This is a genomic window from Pollutimonas subterranea, assembly GCF_002849655.1.
GTDB classification, from domain to species: Bacteria; Pseudomonadota; Gammaproteobacteria; order Burkholderiales; family Burkholderiaceae_B; genus Pollutimonas; species Pollutimonas subterranea.
This window is the reverse complement of the sequence record NZ_PDNW01000025.1, coordinates 17,942-41,809: the sequence shown is the minus strand read 5'-3', so window position 1 is coordinate 41,809 and position 23,868 is coordinate 17,942. Positions and strand designations below refer to the sequence as shown.

Sequence of the window (23,868 nt, the reverse complement as noted above, 5' to 3'; positions counted from 1 at the left end):
TGGCTCTGGACTTACAACAACGAACGACCCAACATGGCACTGGGCGGCATCACTCCAAGACAGAAACTAGCCAGTAAATATTTAACTGATTCTACTGCCGCTCACTGCTGAAAATGGGGGGATTACCGTTGTGCCACAGACCACCCGATGCGATCCAAGCTATCACGGGTAATCCGGCAATATGCGATGAAAGGATGGCTAGTGGTGATGTCAGGCCGAAGCATTACGTTTTCTCGTCAAAACCAAGGCCGTCGATTAAAGGGAACGACGCGAATATACTTTCGTCGATTTCCAACCCGATTCCTGGTGTTTCTAGTGGCTCCACACAACCGTCCTTTCCGATCTCGAAGGCTGATCCGAACATGTCTCGTAGTGGATTGACCTGGGACACGCATGCCTCAAAATAGCCGCCGTTGTCTATGGCAGCCAAAAAATGAATCGTGCTTGCAAGGTTTATTCCGCCCGCGGAGCTATGGGGATTAATCGGTATGCGCCACGCGGACGCGAGCGCGGCAATACGCATAGCCTCGGTGACGCCGCCAGTTTTTGAAAGGTCAGGCTGAAAAATCACCACAGCGCGATCCTCGATGAGTCTTGCGAACTCGTACCGTGTGTAGTGATTTTCGCCAGCTGCAATGGGGACCAGGGGGTTGATTTGTGCCGCGAGGCGATACGATGCAAAATCATTGCAGGGAAAAGGCTCCTCAAGCCAGCCGACCTTCAACTCCGCGAGGGCAGGCATAATTTGGCGGACATCAGCAAGCGTGTATGCCGTATTCGCATCAGCGAGTATGGCGATGTTGTCTCCCAACGCATCGCGCACCGCCGTAATGCGGGCGATGTCTTTGGCGGTGGTATCGCCGATGCGCAACTTGATCGCTCGGTATCCTTGATCGACATAACCCTGCGCTTCCACGACCAGATACTCAGGATCTTGGTAGCCTAATGCCACCCCACCAGCATAGGCGGGGACACGTTTGGACTTACCGCCCAACATGCGGTACAGCGGCATGTTGGCGGCTTTTGCACGAATATCCCACAGCGCCATGTCTATGCCACTGAGCGCAAGCGCAGCGCCTGCACCCAAGCCGTGGCTCGCGAGTTGCATACGGTGAGCCAGGTCCCAGACGCCGGAAACATCGCAGGCATCCATGCCTTGCAGGAGTGGTCCGAATGTATTGTTGATGACGCTTGCCACCGCGCCCGGACTGCGTCCCGGATGGGATTCGCCATAACCCACCAGGCCGTCTGAAGTTTGAACCTTCACTATCACGACATCGCGCTTCCGCGCAGTGCCAATGCCCATTGCAACCGCCTTTCCTTCAGGGAAACGAAAGGAGAGTGGCGTGGCGGTGATACTGTCTATTTTCATGCTGTTATTCCTGTCAGAGCAGTTGTTATTCAAGTTTGGCGCCCGAATCTTTGGCTACCTTGCTCCAGCGAGCAGTCTCCACTTCCAGATACTGTTGGAACTCCTCTGGAGTGCTTGGCATCGTGTCGACGCCCATGCTCGTCATGCGAGCGATGAAGTCAGGGTTTTTCAGGATTTTCACCATGTTGGTGTTGATTTTGTCGATAACGGGCCTGGGTGTGCCATTGGGTGCCAGAAATCCGAACCAGACATTGACCTCAAAATTCGGTAAACCTTGCTCTGCAATGGTTGGAATATCTGGAGCGCCCGAAGACCTTTCTTTGGTTGACACGCCAAGTGCCTGCACCTTACCTGCTTTGACATGGGGAAGAACGGCTGGCACTTGGTCAAACAGCATGGATATTTGTCCAGCTAGCAGGTCCTGCATGGCCTGCGCGCCGCCCTTGTAGGGAACGTGAATGAAGTCGATGCCTGTCTGCGCACGCAGCATTTCACCAGCCAGGTGACTCGAACTGCCATTGCCGCTCGAACCTTGGGTCAGTTTGCCCGGATTTTCTTTTGCGTAAGTGATTAGTTCTTTCAAGGTTTTAGCCGGCACGGAAGGATTAACCGCCAAGATGTTGGCGACACCGCCGTATAAGCTGATGGGCGCAAAATCCTTGAGCGGGTCAAAGCTCAAGGAAGGGTAGATGGCGGGATTGATGGCCAGACCGATGGGGCCCATAAGCAGGGTGTAGCCATCGGGCCGAGCACGAGAGACATGATCGAAAGCAATGTTCCCACCGGCGCCGGGGCGATTCTCCACAACGAAAGGCTGGCCCATTTCTAAAGCCAGCTGTTCTGCCATCAAGCGGGCCAACGTGGTGGTGGTGCCCCCCGCGCCGAAAGGCACTACTAGGGTGACGGCCTTAGCCGGATAGTTTTCTGTGTTGGCTGAAGCGGCGCCCGCACTAAATAAAAGGGCACATGCTACCCAGCCAAGACGACGCGAAAAGGAATGGAACATATTATCTCCTTGTTAAATTTTATTGGTACGACCAGATTGGTAGTACCAATTTTACGGTGGCATGGACTACTTGTCTATAGTCGACGGTTGAAATTTAATATGGGATTGAGCTGAGGTCATGGAAATACCGGCTTGAAGCCTGATAGCGACCATGACATCGGACGGAATATCGACGGTTTCGGCACCATGAGCCGCTAAACGGAGTTCGTAAGAACTGTAGTGGATCCCACCACTTGAGCAGCATTACGCGTGTTAATGTCACGGGGTTCAAGCGACGGTGTAGCGATCCACGAAATCTTGCTGGATAGTGATGCCTAAACCCGGCCTTTCCGGAATCTCTATCGTTCCGTCCTCTACCGCGAATTGTTCTTCTGCGAGCTCTTGCAGCATCGGGTTGGCGCCGACGGAGTACTCCAGTATCCACCCCGCAGGCGATGCGGCGGCGACATGCATGCCGGCTGCAAAGGCTAAGGCGCCTGTCCAAAGATGGGGGGCCAACTTGATATTCCAGGCGCTGGCAATCGCCCCAATACGCATCGCTTCGGATATACCGCCGCAGATGGCGAGATCGGGCTGAAAGACATCGGCCGCACGCAGTTCTGCCAAGTCGCGGAAATCGAAGCGATTGAACTCGCTTTCTCCGGTTGCGATTGGGATGGCGGTGGCGGCACGTACTTCGGCCAAGCCCCGTTTATCGTCGGCGGTTACCGGTTCTTCAAACCACAACAGATTGCAGTCTTCTACCAGCCGGCAAAACCGCTTGGCTTCGGCCACGGTGTACGTGCCATGGGCATCGCAGGCTAGGGCGACGTCCGGCCCCAGGGCCTCGCGCGCCGCCTTGACGCGGCGAGCGGAATTGATGGGGTCGCCGTCTATAACGCCTACCCGCATTTTGACGGCCTTGAAGCCGCCGATGTCAATATAGCCCTGCAACTGTGCGCCGATATGCTCGGCATCGGCCCATCCGCCTGACGCATACGCTGCCATGCGTTCGGACTTTCTGCCGCCCAACAAGCGCCATACCGGTGCGTTCAAGGATTTGCCGAGCAGATCCCACAACGCCATATCGATGCCGCTAATGGCAGCTATCGAGACCCCTCGGCGGCCCATGATGGGAAACACATGGCCTTGCGAGACGGCGTAATGCGCCCGGGACCCGTTGTACATCACTTCCCATAAGCGATTGATGTCTTGGGCGTCTTCGCCGACGAGCAGGGGGCCGAATTTTTGGTTGATCAGCGCGACCAGACCGCGACAGTTCGCTTCGCTGCCCACTTCTTCTTTAGCTTCACCCCATCCGACTAGGCCGGATACGGTTTCTATTCGGACCAAAACGGAATCGAAGGAGGCGACACGCCCAAAGTCGGAGACGTGCTGCTTCTCGTGCGGGATGGGTACGTGTAGCCAACGGGCGAGGATGCTTTTAATTTTCATAGGGCGATAGGGAGGAAGGTGGGCCGCTAGCATGTTCGCAAGCGGCAAGTGGTTGTCCAAAAGGGGATACGTCAGCCGGGCTTAATCTGTAAGCAGTTCTGGCGCAGCATGGCGCGCGGCCCGCGCCCCTGGCATTAGTCTATGTCGCCGCTCGATCAGGGCATCGAGCACGACGATCTTGTCGGTGCACACCAGCACCGGGTTTAGGTCGACTGATGCAATGACGTCCTCGTTGCGCAACATTAGGTTGGCCAGGCGTATAGCCATATCCGCCAGTGGCTCGATGGCGATGGGCGGTTCACCTCTAACTCCTCCAAAGATAGGGGCGATTCTTAAGCCGGCGATTGCTCGTCGAACGTCCTCCACACTGAAGGGCGGCATCAGCAGGCAGTAGTCGGGCATGCTTTCTATGTATTTGCCCCCATCGCTTAGCATGATGACGGGGCCGTAGTTTGGGTCGTTCTTTGCGCCTAGCGCCATCTCCCAGCGGCCAACTTCCATGGGCGAGATCACGTAACTAGGCGTTATACCCATATTCTGCATCGTCTCTTCACACTTCTTGGCCGCCGCCAGGATGTGGGCTTCTGCATTCAGATTCAAAAAGACCAAGCCATATTCGCTTTTGTGTGGTAGTTTGTCTGAGCAGGCTTTCAAAACTACCGGGCCGCCTGTGGTTTTCCAGGCTTCGATGGCTTCCTGGGCCGTATTGCAGACCGTATGGGGAACCACCGGCAGGCCAGCCGAGGCGAGCGCCGTCAGGCTGTCGGCTTCGCTCAGAAAGGCCTCGACGCCAGCGGGCAGGATGATCAAGGGGGCCTCTTGCGTGTGGGCGGGCTCGCGCCGCAACAGCGCGCGATGGCGGGTGATTTGATCCATGGCGCGCAACGCTTGCGGTTCCCCCTTGAAGGTGGCGATTCCTTGGCGACGGAAGGGCGCCAAGATGGATTCCAAGGTGCTGGATACCATCACCAGCCGTTGGGATTCTACTTCGAACGCAGCGATATGCTCGGCCATGAGATCCAAGTCGTATCCTTCCCCCGCAACGGGCAGGCTCACCAGTAGTGTCTGAGCTTCGTCGTCCTGTTTCAGCGCCTCAAACACCTGCTTCAATAGGGCGCTGTTGCCCATCAATGCCGCAGTCAGATCAATGGGATTCTTACTGGTGGCATAGCTGGCCAAGGCGGCGGCCACGCCACTTTGCGTAGCGGTGCTTAACTCTGCCATCGGCAAGGCAAGCGTATCGGCAAGGTCGGCAGACATCACACAGGATGAGCCGCTATTACTGATAACGACCAGCTTGCGCCCGATGTGCGTCAATCCCTTAAGGTATAAGGGCAGGGCCTGCGCGATTTCGTTTAGATCCGAGGCGCGCCAAATGCCATGCTGGCGCAAAAAGACGTCGATGACATCGTCTTCTCCAGAGAGTGCACCGGTATGTGATTGCGCGGCGATGGCCCCTTTCTCACTGCTGCCCGCTTTGATGGCAATGATAGGAACGCCGCGTTCGCGGGCCAGTGCAGCTGCCTTGACCAACATCTCTGGGTCTTTAATGCTTTCCATGTACAGCACTAGCACTTTCAAGGCGGAGTCTTCTAGCGATGCGTAGGCAAGCTCGGATACGGTGACATCGGCTTCGTTCCCAGTGGCCATGACGTAGCGCACGCCAATGTGCTGTTCACGTAGCAGGGTGTATAAAGCGGCGCTGGTGGCGCCGCTTTGGCTAATCACGGCCACAGGGCCGTCCTGTGGGGGAAGCTGCTTGAACATGGTGCTGAAGTTGGCAACCGCGCCGCGGTGGAAATCCGCAGTGCCTTGGGAATTGGGGCCGATCAGCCGCATGCCTGCGCGTGCGGCGATTTCCATCAGGCGTCGCTGCGCTTCTTTCCCTTCGTCGCCCGCTTCGGCAAAGCCCGAACTCATGATTACCGCCACCCCCACGCCTTTTTCCGCACACGCTTCAATGCTGGCGGACACCGCAGGGCCGGCTAGGGCGATAATGGCCATGTCGGGCGTTTCAGGCAGTTGCGCCAAGCTGGCATAGGCGGGCAAGCCTTGTACGCGCTCGCGGCCGGGGTTGATGGGGTAGATTCTGCCGGGATAACCGAAACGTTGCAGATAATCCACCGGTCGTCCGCCCACTTTATTCTTGTCGTCGGAGGCCCCAATAACGGCAATGGATGCTGGTTCGGTAAGTAGTGTTAATAAGCTCTTTTGTGGTGCAATCATGGCAGCAGATATCCGGTTGAAGGCGGTTGAAGGTGGCCCTTTAGGGACGCTTACGTTCGAGAAAGGCGGCGGCTGCGCGCTGCGGGTCGCCATCGGCATAGCACTCTAGCTGCGCGCGAATGCCCGCCATTACGGCCTCGTCAAAGCCGGCTTGCGTCATTTCCCGGAAGCGCTGTTTGGACACCCGCAGTGCGGTGGCGGGTAGCTGCGCGTAGCCTGCTGCAACTTCGATGGCCCGGCTTAACACGGCATCGGGCTCGGCCAGTTCGGTCACCAAGCCGATCTCGTAGGCGCGCTCGCCCGTAATCAACTCCCCGCCGAGCGACATCGCCACATTGTGCGTGTGACTGACATGCAAGGTCATGAGATAAGAGCCCACGATACTTGCCAAGCCGGCTTTCACTTCCGGCTGCCCGATACGGGTGGTGGGCGCAATGATTCGTAGATCGGCGCAAAGAGCAATCTGAAAGCCGGCCCCGGCGGCCACGCCATTCATCGCGGCAATACAGGGCTTATTCAAATCGCGGACGGACTGATACATGTCCCGCTGGGCGTTCAGCCAGCGCACGAGATCCTGCCACTGCATGGCGGCGGACTCGGTTAAATCTTGGCCCGCGCAAAATGCCTTGCCCCCTGCGCCAGCCAACACCACGGCCCGTATGGTAGGGTCCGCTTCGGCCACTTGCATGGCCGTGATCAGCGCGCTGCGCAGTTCTTGGTTGACTGCATTCATACGCTCGGGTCGATTCAGCGTAATGACAGTCACACATCCTATCCGACCCACTTGCACCGTATTGCCACCCATTGTTTGCCTCGTCTATGCGCGCGGCGACGGCCGTGTAAGCCGAGATCCCGCGCATTTGTTGGTTTAATTAGATATAGGCCGGGCCGTCAGTTGCCGGATAAGCCTTGATGAAATCCTCGTCGACCTCTACGCCTATGCCCGGGCGGTCTAGCGCCCAAACCTCGCCTTTTGCGTCGACTTGGTAGGGCGTTTTCACCAAACGGTCGCGCAAAAAATTGGTTTTCGCGGCATCGGCTTCGAAATAGCCGGGGTTCTCAATGGCCGACAGAAAATGGATCGTGGCGGCCATATTGATGCCGGACATCGCGCTATGCGGGTTGATCGTAATCTTGTGTGCGGAGGCCATGGCAGCGATACGCAAGGCTTCCGTAATGCCCCCGCACTTGGATAAGTCGGGCTGCCAATAACTCACGGCCGCTTCGTTCAAGAGATGATTGAATTCGAATCGGGTGTAATGGTTTTCGCCTGCCGCGAAACGAACGCGCCCAAACCCACGGGCTTCTTGATAGCTGCGGTAATCATGGGCGGGGAAGGGCTCTTCCAGCCATTGCACCCGATTGGCGTCCAAGACGGGCATTACATCCAAGGCATCCTGTACTGTGTATCCGCAGTTGGCGTCGGTGAGGATGGTGAGTTGGTCATCAAAGGCTTCGCGTATGGCGGAAACACGTTCAGTGTCGTGCTTCACTGTATCCCCCACGCGTACTTTTAGCGCCCGGTAGCCTTGTTCCACTAGGGGGCGCGCTTCTTCTACCAAGGTTTCTGGTGATTGATAGCCTAAGGCCACCCCACCGGCATACGCGCGAATCCCCTTACGTTGGCCGCCCAACAATTTCCATAAAGGCCAGCCCACCGCCTTACCGCGTATATCCCAAAGCGCCATGTCTATGCCGCTCATGGCCATGCTGGTGGCGGCGCCCATGCCGTGGCTACCCAGTTGCATTTTATAGATGTGCGCCCATACGCCCACGACGTCGCTGGCATCCATGCCGCACACCAAATGCCGCAAAGTGGTGTTAACCAGCGTGGCAATGGCGATGACCGAGCGGCCATGATGCGATTCGCCGTAGCCGACGATGCCGTCGGCGGTCGTGACCTTCACCACGACCGCATCGCGTTTCACCGCGCGGCCGATTCCCAAGGTGACGCTGTCCCCCTCGGGCAGGGGATAGGAAACGGGGAAGGCTTCGATATTCGTGATTTTCAGATCGCAATTCACCATGCGACTAGGCTGCGCTGACGCTATTAACATCGATACTCCTTGAATGGGAAAGTGCGTGGGCCCGCGCCCACGCATCGAGACGTGAAGCTCGCGCGCTTAATTCATCTGAATATTGGCGGCCTTGACGATCTTGCCCATCTTTTCGCGTTCGCTGCGGATATGCTCGGCGAACTCTTCAGGGGTGTTGCCCACTGGCACCAGGCCTAGCTTAATCAGAGATTGGCGCAGCTCTGGCGCTTGAAGAATATCGGCGATTTCAACTTGCAGTTTTTTCACTATATCGGGTGGGGTGCCGGCAGGGGCCACCACGCCATACCAGGTGCCCGTCTGAAAGCCGGGCAGGCCAGATTCCGAGAATGTGGGGACATTCGGCAGGTTCTCCGCGCGATCCGTAGAGGTAACTGCCAAGGGCTTAAGCTTGCCGCTTTCGATATGTGGAACGAGCGTCACCATGTTGTCCAGAATGGCATGGGTTTGCCCACCCAGCACGTCGGATGTAGCGGGCGCGCTGCCGCTATACGGCACGTGCAAAGATTTCATCGTCGCTTCCATGTCCAGATACTCGGCACCCAAGTGCTGGGCGGTGCCCACCCCACCATTCGCCACAGTATATTTTCCCGGATTCGCCCTTACCTCTTCCAGCCACTTTTGCGCGGTGTCGATGTTGACGGAGGGGTGCACCGCTAGCAATAACGGTGCGGCGACGAGTTGCGTCACTGGCGCGAAGCTGGTTATGGAATCGTAAGGAAGGTTTTTATAGACATGGGGGTTAACGGCGGAGATGCCGGCCGCTGTTAACGTTAGTGTGTAGCCATCCGGCGCGGCGCGGGCACCCGCCGCTGCGCCGATATTGCCACCCGCACCCGGGCGGTTCTCGACAATAACGGTTTGGCCCCAACGCTCTGTCAATTTCTGACCGATGGTGCGCGCCAGCATGTCAGTTGCGCCGCCGGCCGAGAAGGGCACGATAATCTGTATGGGCTTCTTGGGGTAGTCGGTGTTAGCGTGTGCCGGCGATATGGCGATGGCAGCGACCGCCATCGATAACAAGAACGGCAATTTAGCCATTTTCTTCATGGAGCGTCTCCTCGATGTTGTTATATGTATGCGCCCCAAATGAGGCGGCTCGACCGATTATAGGAATACGACGAGGCCACAACAATGGACTAAATGGTCATACCAGTTATTCCAATAGCTCGCTCATCAGCTCGCGGACGCGATGCGCCACCAAACGCGCCGCCCGTGATAGCGGCTGGTGCTGGTTCAAGCCCAGCGAAATCGTACGAACCATCTCTGGCTCCACGATGCGCGAGGCAGCTAGCTTGCCGCTACGCACTTCATCACTCACGGCCAGCAAGGGCAGGAAGGTAAAGGCTTGCCCGCTTGCCGCGATACGTGTCAAGGCCGAAATGGTGTTTATTTCCAGGCGGATATTAATCTCAATATGCTGTGCATCGGCTTCGCGATTCAAGAATACGCGCATGCCGTCTGGCAAAGGCGGCACGACCAGCGGCAAGCGGTGGATACGTTCAAATTTGACGTCCGTTTCCGCCAATACAGGCGAGCCCGGCTTACCGATGAGCATGGTGTCGACATAGCCCAAGACATCTTCGTGGTCGCGTTTGGCTTGGTAGCGGTTCATCACGGCCACATCCAACTCACCTGTGGTAAGTTTCTCCTCTAACACACCGGTAAAGCTCTCCAGCACCATCAGTCGCACGGCGGGCGCACACTGTTGAATGTCCGCGACCAACCTTGGCAGCAGTCGCGGCGACATGGACGGCACCACCCCTACCCGTACATTTCCGGCGGGCACGCCCGCATTCTCGGTGATGGAATTGTTCAGCTGTTGCGCTTGGGCTAGCAGGGCTCTAACTTGAGGTAAGATGGTCTCGCCGAAGCTTGTCAGCCGCATGCCTCGGCCCGTGCGTTCAAATAGACGGTCGCCCCAGTCTTCCTCCAGCCGAACGATTTGCTTGCTGACGAAGGATTGCGTGGTGCCCAAGAGTTGTGCGGCGCGGGTCACCGAACTGTATTCCGCAACCAGCAATACGAGTTCCAGGTTTCTGAGGCTGAACTTCATCGGCGCCATCGCCTCTACGCGAATTCCTGCAATCTGGCCTGGAGATCCGCCCGCATCTCCACATTGCATAAATGCTGGGGCAGCTTACCGTCTAATAACTGCAAGGCTTGGTCGGCGACCTTATCGCCGATGCGCTCTAGCGTATCTTGTGTAAGACCGGCCATGTGGCTGGAGAGTATGACACTATCCATGCGCAACAACGGCGATTCGGCGGGTAAGGGCTGGACGTCGAAGACGTCCAGCGCGGCGCCCCGGATTTGGCCTGTGCTTAAAGCTTGTATCAACGCCACTTCGTCCAGCACAGGCCCGCGTGACACATTGATGAGTACGGCATCGACTTTCATCTTAGTTATTAGCGCCGCGTTCACCATGCCCCGGGTAGATGCGTTCAAGGGGCAGGCTAGCACAATGAAATCCGCCCGCGTGAAGAGATCTTCTAAAGGAAGCATCTCAATGTAGTTAGATATCGGTGACATGCTGGGGTGAAACCCCGTAACTTTCATTCCTAGACCGTGGTGCGCCATATGGGCTAGAGCTTTGCCGATACGGCCCGTGCCCACGATGCCCAAGGTTCTTCCGGCCACTTCGATTTTTTTTTCACATAAGGCGCGTGTAGCTGCCCAACCTTGGGTGCGCAGCGTGCGGTCGGCTTCATTTAGGCGATGGGCAAGGTTCATCATTTGTCCCAAGGCGTATTCCGCCACACTTACGGCGTTGGCGCCCGGCACATTGGCGACGGCCACACGATGGGCGGTAGCCACCTCTACTGGAATCATATCGATGCCGGCGCCATGTCGAATAACGCCCCTTAGCTTGGCGGCGTGTCCGAAGATCTGGGGCGGAAGGGGCGTTCGAACGACGATGATGTCAGCGTCGATTGCGGCCGCTATCAAGGCGCTGGGCGTGTTGTTGGGCGCAACGACGACGTTAGCCCGCTGCGCCATTCGCGCGACGGCGCTAGGCGCGATTGGATCGGTAAGCAGTACAACTGGTGCGTCCACCGTGGTCTCCATCCTTGTTTTCTTGAGGGGGTATCTTACTCGCCCCCCCGCCCCCCGGGGAGGCGGGCGTCGGCAGATCTTGTTTTGGCTGACAACGACCTTACAGCCAATTGGCTGCTTTGGCAACCAATTGGATATCGCATGTTGATGAAAAGATCACGCTGTATGTAATTTAGAATGCGTGTTCGTTTTCTCGATACACCTCAATAGTCGTTGGCAAGAAATTCGCTATATATGACAAGCAATACTCGCGCTATCGGAGGCGGGGCGCCTGGGTGTCGCCGTCTTCGCATCGAGCACCGAGCGCCTTACGGTCGACGTCTTGCTGGACGTCGAGTCGGTGAAAAAGCGCCCGCATTACCAGGCAGGCCAGTACTCGCCAACTGCTTTCTGGAAAGCGGCGTGAAGGCCGTCGAGCTGGATATCGAATTGCGTCTTATGCTTGCCGATCCGACTGGCGTGCACAAGACGCAGACGGCGCCATAGGCGCCGGGCACTATCTATTTGTTTACGTCGACAACGATACGACCGCGAACTTTCCCGTTCAGCAATTCTTGCGATTTACCAATCACGTCGCTTAGCCGGATCGCGCTGGTATTAATCTGGTCCAGTTTTTCGATGTCCAGTCCGGTGGTCAGACGGCGCCATGCTTCCTTGCGTTCTGGCACAGGGCAATGCGAGCTGTCGATGCCGGCCAAGATAACCGAGCGCAAGATGAACGGCGCGACACTGGATGGGAAATCCATGCCTTGCGCGAGACCGCAAGCGGCGACCACGCCCCGATAACGCATACCGGCACACACATTGGCGAGCGTATGGCTGCCGACCGAATCTACGGCACCGGCCCAGCGCTCCTTGGCTAGGGGCTTGCCTGCTTCACTTAGCGTATTGCGGTCGATGACTTCACTGGCGCCTAACGCACGCAGATAATCGGCCTCTTCAGGGCGGCCAGTGGATGCCACGACTCGATAGCCAAGCTTCGCCAAGACCGTCACTGCAACGCTGCCTACGCCGCCGGCTGCGCCGGTAACGAGGATATCGCCGGTGTCCGGCGTTACGCCGTGGCGTTCCAGCGCCATGATGCAAAGCATGGCCGTATAGCCAGCCGTGCCGATCGCCATGGCGTGAGCGGGCTCCATGCCGTCAGGGACGGGAATCAGCCAGTCGGCTTTGACGCGTGCTTTCTGTGCCAAGCCGCCCCAGTGAGTCTCGCCCACGCCCCAGCCATTCAATATGACCTTGTCACCTGCCTTGAAGTCTATGTGCGCACTTTGTTCGACCGTACCGACAAAATCTATCCCGGGCACCATGGGAAACTTACGCACGACCGGAGACTTTCCGGTGATGGCCAGCGCGTCCTTGTAATTGAGGGTGGAGTACTGCACCTGAACGAGAACGTCGCCCTCGGGCAGTTCCGCCTCGTCCACCTGCTTTAGCGAGGCGCGATAACCTGCATCGTCGTTTTCGACCAGAATAGCGTTGAACATAATGTCTTCCTATTTATAGACAGATCGTCTAGTAATACACAAAAAAATATGCCTGATTCGGCAAACATTGTTGAAATGCCTACTTAGGCAAGCTGCTGAAGAACATTTGGGAAAACAGTAGCAGCGGCGCATCGCTACGTATTAGCCGCGAGCGCATTACCGCGCCTTCCCAGCCTATCCAAAAGAAAGCGGCAAGCTGGTCGGTATTGGCGGCGCTATTCATCTCGCCGCTGCTCTTTGCCTCGTCCAGGCAAAGTGCCAGCCGATGCTGCCAGTCCTTGAAGGTGTTTTCCAGGCGTGTGGCAAAGGTTTCGTGAGCAGCGCCGAATTCCTGGCTTAAATTACCGATGAGGCACCCGCGTCGAAATTCGTGCCTGATCATGCCGTGGCGTGCGTCGTCGATGAAGCCGGCCAGACGCGCCAACGGGGCCAAGTTGCGGTCCAGTAACCAGCGGTCCAGCTTGCACCCAAAGTACTCGGCATAGCTGTCAATGACGGCGAGGCCGAACGCTTCTTTGCTGGAAAAATAGTGGTAGAACGAACCCTTAGGTATTTTCAAGTGCTTGAGGATCTGGTCGATGCCGGTGCTGTCGAAGCCTTGCTCGGTGAGCACTTCGGTGCCGTAACGGATGAGCGACTGCCGGGTTTCCATGTGCAGTTCGCTTACGTTGGGGGGGCGTCCGCGGCGTCTTGGCTGGGCGGTAGGTGTTGTCATGATTGAATAATAGACCGATCGTCTTTTTAATTCAAGTTTTAAGCTTTTCCTATATGCCACGAGCCTATTGTCGGGATGTGGCGGTTCTCCAAATGCAACGGAATTACCGAAGGGTTCCACACAAAAATAAAAATGATCTCGCGCAGGGCGGTTGGACCCGGGAACTTTGAAGATTACTGCATGAGGGTCTTGGCCCCGTGCGGTCGGAATGATGTGATTAGCCGAGTGTGATGAATGCCCATTCCCCGATAATGGGGAAGAGCCGGCGATTAATGATCAGAACGGGAGAGGAAAAGGAAAAGGACTTACAAGCGGTAAACCTGTAAGTCCTTAATCTTCCTGAGATATTATTGGTCGGAACGGAAGGATTCGAACCTTCGACCCCTTGCACCCCATGCAAGTGCGCTACCAGGCTGCGCTACGCCCCGAAACCTGGATGTTGAGCATCCAAGCAATCGTTGACAGTTAAAGCCGATCAACGAGAGACAGAATTCTAGCACAAATTTTACATAGTTACCGCCGCGACGGCCATCAGCTGCAACGCCCATCTCAAGAGCCATCAGCCCACTTGAAAATCCGCTTCGGGGTAGCGTACCCGGCTGCGTTTGCGAGTAGCCAGACTATAGACGAGGGTCAAAGGTCCGAGCCGTCCCACAAACATCAGGACAGTCAGCAATGCCTGGCTTGGCAGTGACAGATGAGGGGTTAGGTCGCGGCTCATGCCGGTTGTGCTCAACGCTGATACGACTTCAAACAGAATGCTGATAAACGGCGCTTTTTCAAAGATCGTCATCAGTAGAACGCTGCCAAATGCCAGCGCGCCCGTGACGAGTACAAGGGCAAGTGATTTCTGCACCGTGTCGGGCGAAATCGACCTCTTCAGCAGGACCACTTCCTTCTTGTGGAAGATATAGGAATACACAGCGGCAAGAAGCACTATGAAGGTGCCTATTTTGATTCCGCTCGCCGTGCTCAAAGAGCCGCCACCGATGAACATCAACATAATAATGAGCAGGGTGGAGGTGTCGTGCAACTGGGTAATGTCGATCGTCGTGAAACCTGCTGTGCGGGAGGTTACGCTTTGCATCCATGCGGCGAGTGCTTGTCCAGGCAGGGACAAGGCTCCCAAGGTCCCCGCATTATTCGATTCCAGCAGCCAGATGGAAACAAAACCGACAAGATTCAAGGTCAGCGTGCCAAGCAGAATGACTTTGGTGTAGGGCAATAGCGTTACCCAACGCTTCTTGTTGCCTATATCGCCAAGCACGGGAAAGCCGATGCCGCCAAGGATGATCAGCGACGAGATGGTGAGTACGGTAACAGGGTCATCAACGAATTGAGCCAGGCTTGACGAAAACAATGAAAAGCCTGCGTTGTTGAATGCTGCAATGGTGTGAAAAACGGCACGATAGGAGGCGGTGAGCAAAGGAAGGTCGCGCCACCACCATAGTGTAAGGACGACGGCGGCAATCGCTTCAATGGCAATCGACGTTTTGAATACCAGGAAGGCTGTACCTCGTATCTTCGAGACACTGGTCTGATTGAATGCCACCAACGCCAGCGCCTGGTGTTGAAGACTCATTCTGTGCCCCAGCGTGATGGCGGAAATCACGGCGAAGGTCACGAAGCCTAGTCCGCCTAGCTGTACCAGCGTGATCAACACGATCTGCCCAAACTGGCTAAGCGCCACGGCGGGGTCGATGATGGTCAATCCCGTTACGGTTACCGCCGAAGTGGCCATAAAAAAAGCCTGGAACAGGCTTATCGGGCCTAGGCCCGATATCGGCAACCAAAGCAGCAGCGTTCCGAGAAGAATCAGGCACAGGAATCCGGCGGCCAGCACGATCGGAGGGCTGGCCCGCAATAGGCCAGTGCGCCTGACCCGTCGGTATGATTGCAAGCTGTATAAGGGGTCCCAATTACGCATGGCTCAGGCAAGCTTTGGGGCGATGTTCTTGAGCGTGGCGAGCTGTCCCAGCATGACCAGTATGTCTTTGGCCTGCAAGGTGAAGTCGCTGGGAGGATGTACGGTGATCTGCGTTTTGCGCTTGATGAGCAATACGTGTATTGAATCGGGCTCGCCATCAAGCACCTGGCTTAGCGGAACACCGCTCAGGCGCTCGCTGACGTCGATTTCGACGACAAATTCCCCATTGCCAATGGAAATATAATCATTCACCATTGGGTAGCTCAGCGCCTGGGCCACGCGTATACCCATTTCCTCTTCGGGATGCACGATGCGCGCTACACCCAATTTACTTAAAATCAGGTGCTGGGCGTGTGATGAGGCTTTTACCCAAAGGGTCTGAATTCCCAGCGACTTCAGGTGGACGACACAAAGCAGGCTTGCCTGTATGTCTTCGCCGATAGCCACCAGGACGACGTCGTAGTTATCCAGCCCTAGTTCCTCCAGCGCCCCGGGGTCGGTGACATCGGCGATTACTGCATGGGTCAGTTCATCGGCATACTTGTCGACGAGTTTTCCGTTGGTATCTACGCCCAATACCGAATGCCCCATCTTCATGAGTTCCAGTGATGCGGCGGATCCGAACCGTCCTAGGCCGATGACGGCAAATTGTCCCATATGATGTTCCTTCTTGAAGCCCCGGGGGTAGCCGCCTTGACCGGCTCGGGATGGTAGCTTAACGCAAAATCTGGTAAAAACCCTTATGAAGTTACGTGCATACCTGCAGATTTTGCACTTAGGGTGCAAACTAGGGGGCTAGGGTTAACCTCGATTTAAATAGTGGTACACAAAACATGGCTAGTTTGTTTGACCCCATTCAACTGGGTGCAGTCGCATTACGCAATCGGATAGTAATGGCGCCATTGACACGTACGCGTGCTGCCGAAGGACGCATTCCCAACGATTTAATGCGTACTTATTACTGTCAGCGCGCGTCGGCCGGGCTCATTCTTTCAGAAGCAACATCGGTTTCACCCCAGGGTGTCGGCTACCGCAATACGCCAGGCATCTGGTGTAGCGCACAGGTCGCGGGTTGGAAAAAAATCACACAGGCTGTGCATGCCAAAGGCGGGAAAATATTCTTGCAATTATGGCATGTGGGCCGCGTTTCGGATCCTGAATTCCTGAATGGCGGGATACCCGTGGCTCCCAGCGCCATTGCATGCGAAGGCCACGTCAGCCTGGTGCGTCCGAAGCGCGCCTACGCCGTACCGCGCGCTTTGCATACCGAAGAGATCCCGGGCATTGTGGCTGATTTCGCCGAGGCGGCCCGCAATGCACGGGACGCGGATTTCGATGGGGTCGAGATCCATGCGGCAAACGGCTATCTGATCGACCAATTTCTCCAGGACGGCACCAATAAAAGAAACGACCAATATGGCGGCTCTATCGAGAATCGGTCGCGGCTTCTTCTTGATATCGTGGACGAGTGCGCAGGAATATGGGGCGCGGGTAGGGTAGGCGTGCATTTGTCGCCACGCGGCGGCGCGCATTCCGTCTCGGATTCGAACCCGCAAGCCTTGTTCGCCCATGTGGCGCAGGAACTCGGACGGCGTGCGATTGCGTTTATTTTCACCCGTGAATCGTTGGGCGACGATAGCCTTACTGCCGACATCAAGCGTTTGTTCGGTGGACCGGTGATCGTCAATGAACAGTACGATCTGTCGACAGCCCAAAGGGCGATTGAGCAGGGACGGGCCGATGCGGTGGCATTCGGCAAGACCTACATTGCCAATCCGGACCTCGTTGCACGGTTGAAGACGGGCGTCGCGCTTAATCCTTGTGACCCCAGCACCTTCTACGCCGATGGACCTAAAGGGTATATCGATTATCCGGCCTTCAGTATGGAAAGCATAGCCTTGAACGAAACCTGCACATAGTTGCCTCGGCAGCGACAATAAAACATTCACGGATCACGGGCGCCGTGCTACCTTTGTGAAATCGTCTCGGTGTTGCATAGGCTCACCAAGCGTGGCGATTCATCAAAGGCGCAGGCAGGGAGGCAGAGTGAAAACTTTAGTGATCAGTATGGGTGCGGCTGTATTGCTCGCTGGCTGCGCCCTGGGCATACAGCCCGACGGCAATTCTCCCAGCATTTCCTATTCGGTTCCGCGCAGTTACCAGACGGTGTATCTGCGTGCGCAAAACCAGGCGGCCGAATGCTTGACTGCCAAGAAACAGTACGACGTCTACGCGCAGGTTGATCCCGCGCTGCAAACGGGCCAGGTGGCCGTACGCAGCCACCTGGGTGACATTGAAGTCGCGCGCACCGAGATCAAGGCGATCGATGACAAGAACACCCAGGTGACGCACACGGTGTGGGGGCGCAGCCCCTGGGACCAGGACGCGCTGGAGGCCATGCGTCATTCAATCCGCATGGATACGTCGGTATGCGTGGCATATAAGTAAGGCCGATATAGCCTTACATAAGATGGGCCTTCACCTGTGCCGACACCGCGGTCATGTCGGCGCGCCCGGCAAGCTCGGCCTTGACGATGGCCATGACTTTTCCCATTGCAGGGCCGCCGGTAATGCCCTGGTCCTTGACTTCGGCAATGGCGGAGGCGATGGTGGCGTCGACTTCTTCAACACTGGCCGCCTGCGGCAGGAATTCCTGCAAAACCGTAAGCTCGGCTTTTTCCTGCTCGGCCGTTTCAGTGCGGCCTGCCTGTTCGAACGCCGAAATGGACTCGCGGCGTTGCTTGACCTGTTTCTCTATGATGGCAATGACTTCGGTGTCGTCCAGTTCGCGGCGCTCATCGACTTCTTTTTGCTTGATGGCGGCTTGCAGGAAACGCAAGGTACCCAGGCGAGGCGCATCTTTGGCGCGCATGGCGTTCTTGACCGCGTCGGCAAGTTGAGGCTTGAGCATTTTGCTCATGATGAAATCCCGGACAAAGAATTTATTTTAGCAGTATGGGCAGGAGCAATGGCGTGGAATCGGGATGACGTGAGCCCGCAGGCATATTGACTTTTGACGTACAATTTTTCAAGACTTCCCGAAGCCGTTGAAATCACTATCGTCATGACCATGAAATCAGATCACCCTCAACCGTATATATTTGTGCCCAAGCAGGGTGAGCCACGTCTGCTTTTTGTCTTGCTGCATGGTGAAGCATCCAGCCCCGAGCAATTGTTTCCGCTGGCGAAAGCGATCAAGTCGGCATTTCCTCTGGCGGTCGTGGTCTTGCCCTTTGCCTACGCACATGCTGCAAGTGCAGAGGGGTCGCCCATGCTTTATTCGTGGGTGGCGGCAGACCACCAGCACGACGAGAACTACGCCAGTCAAGTCAGGCAGGTGCTGCCTGAACTTATCGAACAGGTCAAAGCTTTGCAGGTCAAGTACGGACTCACGGGTGAAGAGACGGCCCTGGCGGGGTTTTCTCAAGGGGCCAGCATGGCGCTGGAAGCCTCGCTGGCTCAGCCTGACCTGGCGGGACGGGTTCTGGCGTTTTCCGGCCTTTATGCCGGCCCGTTCGAAACGGCACCGCCGGCGACGCTCCTGCATTTTTTTCACGGGGCTGACGATACGCAGGTATTGGCCGACGATATAGCCGCTACGCTGGCGCAGCTGGACGAACTGCAGGGTGATGCAACCCTGGATGTCGCGTCAGATCTGGGGCACGAACTCCACGAGGCCTTGATCCAGCAGGCCATTGTTCGCCTGCAAACTTGCGTGCCTTTGCGTAACTGGCAGGCCGCACTGGCATTGTTGCAACAGCAGGCTGCGCAAGACGCGCAAAATAATACGCACCCGGATTGTTCAGGCAGGACGCTGCATTAATCCGGACCGGAGGCGGGTCGCTCCCATGCGAAGGTCAAGCGGGTGCTGTCGCTTGCTTCTACGTTTATTTGGCGCTCTTGGGTCTTGTTGTCGTACGTGGCAAAGACCCGATATTTACCCGGCGGCAGTTTAACCAGAAGAAATGGCCCTTCCGACGCCACATTCAGCACATTCGCATCGTTCTCGTCGCGGATAACCACCTGTACATCCGCGGCGTAAGCCGCGGCCCCATCAGATCGACTGGAAAACGTCATTGCCAAGGGGAATTGCGGCATGGCTTGCTTGAAGGCGGTGGATTCGTCTTGTCCGAAGCCCCCGCTTACGTATTCGATGCCCCCCTGGTTCTGTATCGGAGGAAGTTCCGCGTGCGCTTGAGTGCCCACACTTGCGCAGGCAAGCGCCGTTGCAGCCAAAGCATGTTTCAGGGCGGTTCGCGAAAATAGTATGGGCAGGCGGATGCGAGACATGGTGCTATCTCCTAAATTGACGTTGCTTTATTCTAGCGTGCCTGCACGTGGGACAGCGACGAGCTGTCGATTTGGAAAGGCCAGTCGTGGCGCTCTTTGGGGGCGCCGGAAGGGTCGTAACTGATCTCGCTGAGAATCGCACGGCCGCTGGCGTGTACGGCAATGACCGTCGAGCAGCGTGTCCCATAATCGGGGCTGACAATGAAGGGGCTGCTGAGCAGGCGTTCGCGCTCCAGGGTCAGGCCGGTTTGGGGCAGGGCGTGATCATCGGCCCGCGTATTGTCTTTCAAGAGGTCGAGTACGGGGTTCAGGGTTCGGTCCAGGTCCTCGAACGGATACTGATCCAGGGCCAGCCGCAATCGCTCGGCCTTGGGCCATGCCGTGTTGAGCAAATGATTCGAAATGATATAGCGCCCCGGTACCAAGTTATGTGGCGCGTTTTGTCCTGCACGGTTTCCCACATAGAAGGCGGCGGAAAGGTCTCCTACGATCAAATTGAATCCGTTGTAGGACGCGGCCTTATGGTGCGCGTCGCATGCATAGGCTTGCGGCGATTCATTGCCGACCAGGTATCGACTTGCCAAGTCTCCACGCGACGGCGCGCCGGCCACGACGGACGAGGGGTCGCGATAATTTGTCAGCAAGGCGAATTTACCTTGTCGCGTGATACCCAGCCATGTTCCCAGCGCCTTGCAATCTATACCGGCAATGACGTCCGGAAAATCATGCCATGGAGCGGCCGGCAGGCATGGACGATCGTGGAACTCGTCGCGGTTGGCGGCAATGAACAGCGGCCAGTCCGGATGCGCCGCGATGGCCAGGTAGGCTAAGCACATGGTGGAAGCGCGATGTTCTGACCGGTACTACAGCATCGCCACATTGCTGGCTTTTTCCACGACCGTGCGTAGACGGACAGCATCGCCGATACGGGAGCGCCCGGTTGAATTGAGCAAGACGATGGCTACGTCGCGATTGTCGATCCGTGCAAGCATGACAAGGCATTCGCCGGCTTCGTTAATGAAGCCCGTCTTGGAAACTTTGATGTCCCAGTCGGATTTTCCCACCAGGCGATTGGTATTGTTGTAGACCAGTTGCCGGCCGCGAGCCACTTCGATTTTGTACTTGTCGTCCGTGGTATAGCGCTGAATCAACGCCTGCTTGCTGGTGGCCTGCAAAAGCTTGACCAGGTCGCGCGGCGTCGATACGTTTTCGCTGGACAGGCCGGTGGGCTCGACAAAACGGGTCTTGCGCATGCCCAGCGCGCGCGCCTTGTCGTTCATGGCCCGGACAAATGCGGGCATGCCGCCCGGGTAATAGCGGCCCAGCGCGTGGGCGGCGCGATTTTCTGATGACATCAGGGCAAGATGCAGCATATCGGCGCGGCTAAGTTCGGTACCCACCGATAAACGCGAACGGGAATAACGCATGCGGTCGACGTCTGCATCAGTGATCTGCATCATCTGATTCATGGGTAAGTCGGATTCGGCAATGATCAAGGCCGTCATCAACTTGGAAATTGACGCAATAGGGCGGACCTCGTCGGCATTCTTGTCAAACAAAACGGTAGAGCTTTCCAGGTCCTGGGCAAAGGCGACTTCCGAACTCAGCACGGCCCGGCTACCCAGTGATTCGATTTGCTGTTGTACCTCGGGAACGGCTATCATGCCGTCCGTCGCATTGCGTAATCCCACTCGTATTTTAGAGGCGGCACCCGCTACAGGCTGATAAGCCACGGGCTGCAAGTTGCGCCGAGGTGCGATGCGCGTCTTTATGAGTGCGCCGTTCAGGGCCGCAGTCTGCTCGGCGCTGTACGCCACTAGCTGGATGTTTTGCTCTTTACCGCTTGCAGTCGCCTGGGCGCTTGCCGACGTGGCCGTTAGCAGGAGCAAGGTCAGGGGCAGGGATGCCAATAGGGGAACACGACGTGTAAGGGAATTCCGGATCAGGAGCATGGCTGGCGCTTCAGTTTAGTGTCGATTGAAGCGATAGTATCAGAAAAACCCTCAAATAATTAGTACGTTACAAGACTCTGTTAAGTTTTTTTTTAAGTCTGTAAAAAAACAGCACTGAACGAAGGGATAAGCTGTATATGCATGCAGTGGTTCCGCAGCCGGCTGCCGGACCGCAGCGGTCCGGCGCCTTGGTTCACTGGGATCAAGGTCGATTAATTGACAGTTATGTTGGCTTCTTTGATGATTTTGGCGAACCGCTTGGTGTCGTCATCGATTTGCTTGGCCATTTCGTTGCGTGTATTGCCTATGGACTCTGCGCCGATCTTGGCCATGCGATCCCGAAAATCGGGCGAATGAATAACCTTGACCATTTCCTGATTCAGTTTGTCCAGTACGTCCTCCGGTGTACCGGCCGGCGCCAGTACGCCAAACCAGGTCCCCAAGTCAAAATCCTTCAAGCCGGCTTCGTTCAAGGTCGGCGTATCCGGCAAGGCGGAAGAGCGCTTGGCGGTTGTCACGCCCAAGGCGCGCAACTTGCCGCTTTGTATATGGGGCAATACAGGAGTAACCGTATCAAACGACATGGCGACCTGGCCACCGAGCAAGTCCGTCGTTAACGGGCCGCTGCCTTTGTAAGGCACGTGCAGCAGTTCTATCCCGTTTTGTGTGGCGAACTGCGTGCCGATCAGGTGTTGCAAGGTTCCATAGCCATTTGACCCGAAGGCCATGCTTTGTGTGGCCTTCTTGGCCAATGCCACGAGCTCGGCAGGCGTGCTGGCATCGGTGTTTGCCGCATTGATGACCAGGACATTGGGCACGAGCGCAACCGTGGTGACGGGCTCAAAGCTTTTCTGAAAGTCATAGGAAAGATTTTTATAGACGCTGCTGGCTATGGTGTGATGCACGGCACCCATCAGCAAGGTGTAACCATCCGGCTTGGCACGTGCCACGATATCGGCGCCAAGTGTGGAGCCCGCGCCTGGCTTGTTTTCAACGATGACGGGTTGACCCAGCGAAGCTGACAGCTTGTCACCCAGGGCCCGGGCGAGAACATCGGTCGTGCCGCCTGCGGCAAACGGTACGACCAGGCTCACAGGTTTGGTCGGCCAGCCTTGGGCCGCCGCCCCGCCGCTCAGTAAAGTTGTCGCAAGCACTCCTGCCGCTAGCATCGTGTAATTGATAACTTGCATGCCTGCAGTTGTAAGTCGTCTGCTTTTCATGGCGTTGTCTCCGTTGTGTAAATACTTTCTTAAGTTGTCCCGCTGACTATTTGCTGGCACATGGCTCGCGTAACGTCGTCGGTGCGCGCCTTGCCGCCAAGATCGCCGGTATGCAGCGCGGGATCGGATGTAATGCGTTCGATGGCTTGCATCGTGCGGCGCGCCGCAGCGGTTTCTCCCAGGTGCTCCAGCAGCATGACTACCGACCAGAAAGTGCCCACCGGATTGGCGAGCCCCTTGCCCATGATGTCGAAGGCTGACCCGTGGATGGGTTCGAACATGGACGGATAACGGCGTTCGGGATCGATGTTTCCCGTCGGTGCGATACCCAGGCTCCCGGCCAGGGCTGCCGCGAGGTCGCTCAGTATGTCGGCGTGCAAATTGGTGGCGACGATCGTGTCCAGCGTTGCCGGGCGGTTTACCATACGCGCCGTTGCGGCATCGACCAGTTCCTTGTCCCAGGTGACATCCGGGAACTTCACCGATACTTCGCGTGCAATCTCATCCCACATCACCATCGCATGGCGTTGTGCGTTGGACTTGGTAATGACTGTCAGGAGCTTGCGCGGGCGCGACTGGGCAAGCTTGAAGGCGAAACGCATGATGCGCTCCACACCGGCCCGTGTCATGATGGATACGTCTGTGGCCGCTTCGATGGGCTGGCCCTGATGGACGCGTCCGCCCACACCTGAATATTCGCCTTCCGAGTTCTCGCGCACGATGACCCAGTCAAGGTCACCGGTTTCGCAGCGTTTCAGCGGAGCGTCGATCCCTGGCAGAATGCGGGTCGGCCTGACATTGGCGTATTGATCAAAGCCCTGGCATATCTTCAGGCGTAGTCCCCAAAGGGTAATGTGATCGGGAATGTGCGGGTCGCCGGCGGATCCAAACAGGATCGCATCCTTATTGCGCAAGGCATCCAGGCCGTCGTCCGGCATCATCACGCCGTGCTCGCGATAGTAGTCGCCGCCCCACGCAAAATTTTCAAACTCAAAGGAAAAGGACGAGTCAGTACTGGCGAGCGTTTCCAGCAATTGCTGGCCAGCCGGTATGACTTCCTTTCCTATGCCGTCTCCGGGAATGGTGGCGATACGGTACGTTTTCATTGAATGCTCCATCGGAATGCTT

Annotated in this window: 23 protein-coding genes, 1 tRNA gene and 1 pseudogene; 5 read left to right on the top strand and 20 right to left on the bottom strand. The window is 56.7% G+C overall.

Annotated features, from left to right (window positions below; translation table 11 throughout):
- Positions 1–223: 223 nt before the first annotated feature.
- From CR159_RS19630 to CR159_RS19590, 9 genes are all read right to left on the bottom strand, one after another.
- A complete protein-coding gene (locus tag CR159_RS19630; protein ID WP_102075645.1) occupies positions 224–1,372 on the bottom strand; it encodes a mandelate racemase/muconate lactonizing enzyme family protein in 1,149 nt (382 codons plus the stop codon).
- A 25-nt stretch (positions 1,373–1,397) separates the two neighbouring features.
- Positions 1,398–2,378 carry a Bug family tripartite tricarboxylate transporter substrate binding protein gene (locus tag CR159_RS19625; protein WP_102075644.1) on the bottom strand — a complete coding sequence of 327 codons (981 nt, stop codon included), beginning with the start codon at positions 2,376–2,378 and terminating at the stop codon, positions 1,398–1,400.
- A gap of 267 nt (positions 2,379–2,645) precedes the next feature.
- Complete coding sequence (locus CR159_RS19620; RefSeq protein WP_102075643.1) at positions 2,646–3,812, bottom strand: mandelate racemase/muconate lactonizing enzyme family protein; 1,167 nt, start codon at positions 3,810–3,812, stop codon at positions 2,646–2,648.
- Between the two features lie 81 nt (positions 3,813–3,893).
- Complete coding sequence (locus CR159_RS19615; RefSeq protein ID WP_102075642.1) at positions 3,894–6,038, bottom strand: acetate--CoA ligase family protein; 2,145 nt, start codon at positions 6,036–6,038, stop codon at positions 3,894–3,896.
- Between the two features lie 40 nt (positions 6,039–6,078).
- Positions 6,079–6,804, bottom strand: coding sequence for an enoyl-CoA hydratase/isomerase family protein (locus CR159_RS19610; protein WP_233208417.1), 726 nt, complete (start codon positions 6,802–6,804; stop codon positions 6,079–6,081).
- 106 nt (positions 6,805–6,910) lie between these two features.
- Entirely contained in the window at positions 6,911–8,095 is a 1,185-nt protein-coding gene (locus CR159_RS19605) for a mandelate racemase/muconate lactonizing enzyme family protein (RefSeq protein WP_102075640.1), read from the bottom strand.
- 66 nt (positions 8,096–8,161) lie between these two features.
- Complete coding sequence (locus CR159_RS19600; RefSeq protein WP_102075639.1) at positions 8,162–9,142, bottom strand: Bug family tripartite tricarboxylate transporter substrate binding protein; 981 nt, start codon at positions 9,140–9,142, stop codon at positions 8,162–8,164.
- A gap of 106 nt (positions 9,143–9,248) precedes the next feature.
- The gene (locus tag CR159_RS19595) at positions 9,249–10,148 is read right to left on the bottom strand and encodes a LysR family transcriptional regulator (RefSeq protein WP_158238570.1); all 900 of its coding nucleotides are present in this window, start codon (positions 10,146–10,148) and stop codon (positions 9,249–9,251) included.
- A gap of 14 nt (positions 10,149–10,162) precedes the next feature.
- On the bottom strand, positions 10,163–11,149 hold the full coding sequence (locus tag CR159_RS19590) for an NAD(P)-dependent oxidoreductase (RefSeq protein WP_158238569.1): 987 nt from the start codon (positions 11,147–11,149) through the stop codon (positions 10,163–10,165).
- A gap of 234 nt (positions 11,150–11,383) precedes the next feature.
- Between CR159_RS19590 and CR159_RS21445 the strand changes: the two genes are divergently transcribed.
- A complete protein-coding gene (locus CR159_RS21445; protein WP_143705487.1) occupies positions 11,384–11,635 on the top strand; it encodes a hypothetical protein in 252 nt (83 codons plus the stop codon).
- Positions 11,636–11,649: 14 nt separating this feature from the next.
- Here CR159_RS21445 and acuI read toward each other — a convergent pair whose 3' ends face one another.
- Entirely contained in the window at positions 11,650–12,636 is a 987-nt protein-coding gene (gene acuI / locus CR159_RS19585; protein ID WP_102075636.1) for an acrylyl-CoA reductase (NADPH), read from the bottom strand.
- A gap of 79 nt (positions 12,637–12,715) precedes the next feature.
- The gene (gene acuR / locus CR159_RS19580; RefSeq protein ID WP_102075635.1) at positions 12,716–13,351 is read right to left on the bottom strand and encodes an acrylate utilization transcriptional regulator AcuR; all 636 of its coding nucleotides are present in this window, start codon (positions 13,349–13,351) and stop codon (positions 12,716–12,718) included.
- A 60-nt stretch (positions 13,352–13,411) separates the two neighbouring features.
- On the opposite strand from acuR, the pseudogene CR159_RS19575 reads away from it, so the two are divergent.
- Positions 13,412–13,582 (top strand): annotated as a pseudogene (locus CR159_RS19575) (transposase); the annotation flags it as partial.
- A gap of 120 nt (positions 13,583–13,702) precedes the next feature.
- On the opposite strand, the gene CR159_RS19570 reads toward CR159_RS19575, so the two are convergent.
- The 3 genes from CR159_RS19570 to CR159_RS19560 form a co-directional block, all read right to left on the bottom strand.
- A tRNA-Pro gene (locus CR159_RS19570) sits at positions 13,703–13,779 on the bottom strand.
- A gap of 131 nt (positions 13,780–13,910) precedes the next feature.
- The gene (locus tag CR159_RS19565; protein WP_233208416.1) at positions 13,911–15,251 is read right to left on the bottom strand and encodes a TrkH family potassium uptake protein; all 1,341 of its coding nucleotides are present in this window, start codon (positions 15,249–15,251) and stop codon (positions 13,911–13,913) included.
- 30 nt (positions 15,252–15,281) lie between these two features.
- A complete protein-coding gene (locus tag CR159_RS19560; RefSeq protein WP_102075633.1) occupies positions 15,282–15,935 on the bottom strand; it encodes a potassium channel family protein in 654 nt (217 codons plus the stop codon).
- 176 nt (positions 15,936–16,111) lie between these two features.
- On the opposite strand from CR159_RS19560, the gene CR159_RS19555 reads away from it, so the two are divergent.
- Complete coding sequence (locus tag CR159_RS19555; RefSeq protein WP_102075632.1) at positions 16,112–17,197, top strand: alkene reductase; 1,086 nt, start codon at positions 16,112–16,114, stop codon at positions 17,195–17,197.
- Between the two features lie 127 nt (positions 17,198–17,324).
- Positions 17,325–17,726, top strand: a complete 402-nt coding sequence (locus CR159_RS19550; RefSeq protein WP_143705486.1) for a BPTD_2524 family lipoprotein — start codon at positions 17,325–17,327, stop codon at positions 17,724–17,726.
- A 13-nt stretch (positions 17,727–17,739) separates the two neighbouring features.
- Here the strand turns inward: CR159_RS19550 and CR159_RS19545 are convergent, their stop codons facing one another.
- On the bottom strand, positions 17,740–18,198 hold the full coding sequence (locus CR159_RS19545; RefSeq protein WP_102075630.1) for a GatB/YqeY domain-containing protein: 459 nt from the start codon (positions 18,196–18,198) through the stop codon (positions 17,740–17,742).
- Positions 18,199–18,342: 144 nt separating this feature from the next.
- On the opposite strand from CR159_RS19545, the gene ypfH reads away from it, so the two are divergent.
- On the top strand, positions 18,343–19,101 hold the full coding sequence (ypfH, locus tag CR159_RS19540) for an esterase (RefSeq protein WP_102075648.1): 759 nt from the start codon (positions 18,343–18,345) through the stop codon (positions 19,099–19,101).
- On the opposite strand, the gene CR159_RS19535 is transcribed toward ypfH, so the two are convergent.
- The 5 genes from CR159_RS19535 to CR159_RS19515 form a co-directional block, all read right to left on the bottom strand.
- Positions 19,098–19,568 (bottom strand): carboxypeptidase-like regulatory domain-containing protein, encoded by a 471-nt coding sequence (locus CR159_RS19535; protein ID WP_233208415.1) that lies wholly within the window; start codon positions 19,566–19,568, stop codon positions 19,098–19,100. The two genes, ypfH and CR159_RS19535, sit on opposite strands and share 4 nt — an antisense overlap.
- Positions 19,569–19,600: 32 nt before the next feature.
- Positions 19,601–20,404, bottom strand: coding sequence for an NRDE family protein (locus CR159_RS19530; protein ID WP_102075629.1), 804 nt, complete (start codon positions 20,402–20,404; stop codon positions 19,601–19,603).
- A gap of 27 nt (positions 20,405–20,431) precedes the next feature.
- The gene (pbpG, locus tag CR159_RS19525; protein WP_102075628.1) at positions 20,432–21,520 is read right to left on the bottom strand and encodes a D-alanyl-D-alanine endopeptidase; all 1,089 of its coding nucleotides are present in this window, start codon (positions 21,518–21,520) and stop codon (positions 20,432–20,434) included.
- A 212-nt stretch (positions 21,521–21,732) separates the two neighbouring features.
- A complete protein-coding gene (locus tag CR159_RS19520) occupies positions 21,733–22,740 on the bottom strand; it encodes a Bug family tripartite tricarboxylate transporter substrate binding protein (RefSeq protein ID WP_439650585.1) in 1,008 nt (335 codons plus the stop codon).
- A 29-nt stretch (positions 22,741–22,769) separates the two neighbouring features.
- The gene (locus CR159_RS19515) at positions 22,770–23,846 is read right to left on the bottom strand and encodes a tartrate dehydrogenase (RefSeq protein WP_102075627.1); all 1,077 of its coding nucleotides are present in this window, start codon (positions 23,844–23,846) and stop codon (positions 22,770–22,772) included.
- Positions 23,847–23,868 lie beyond the last annotated feature (22 nt).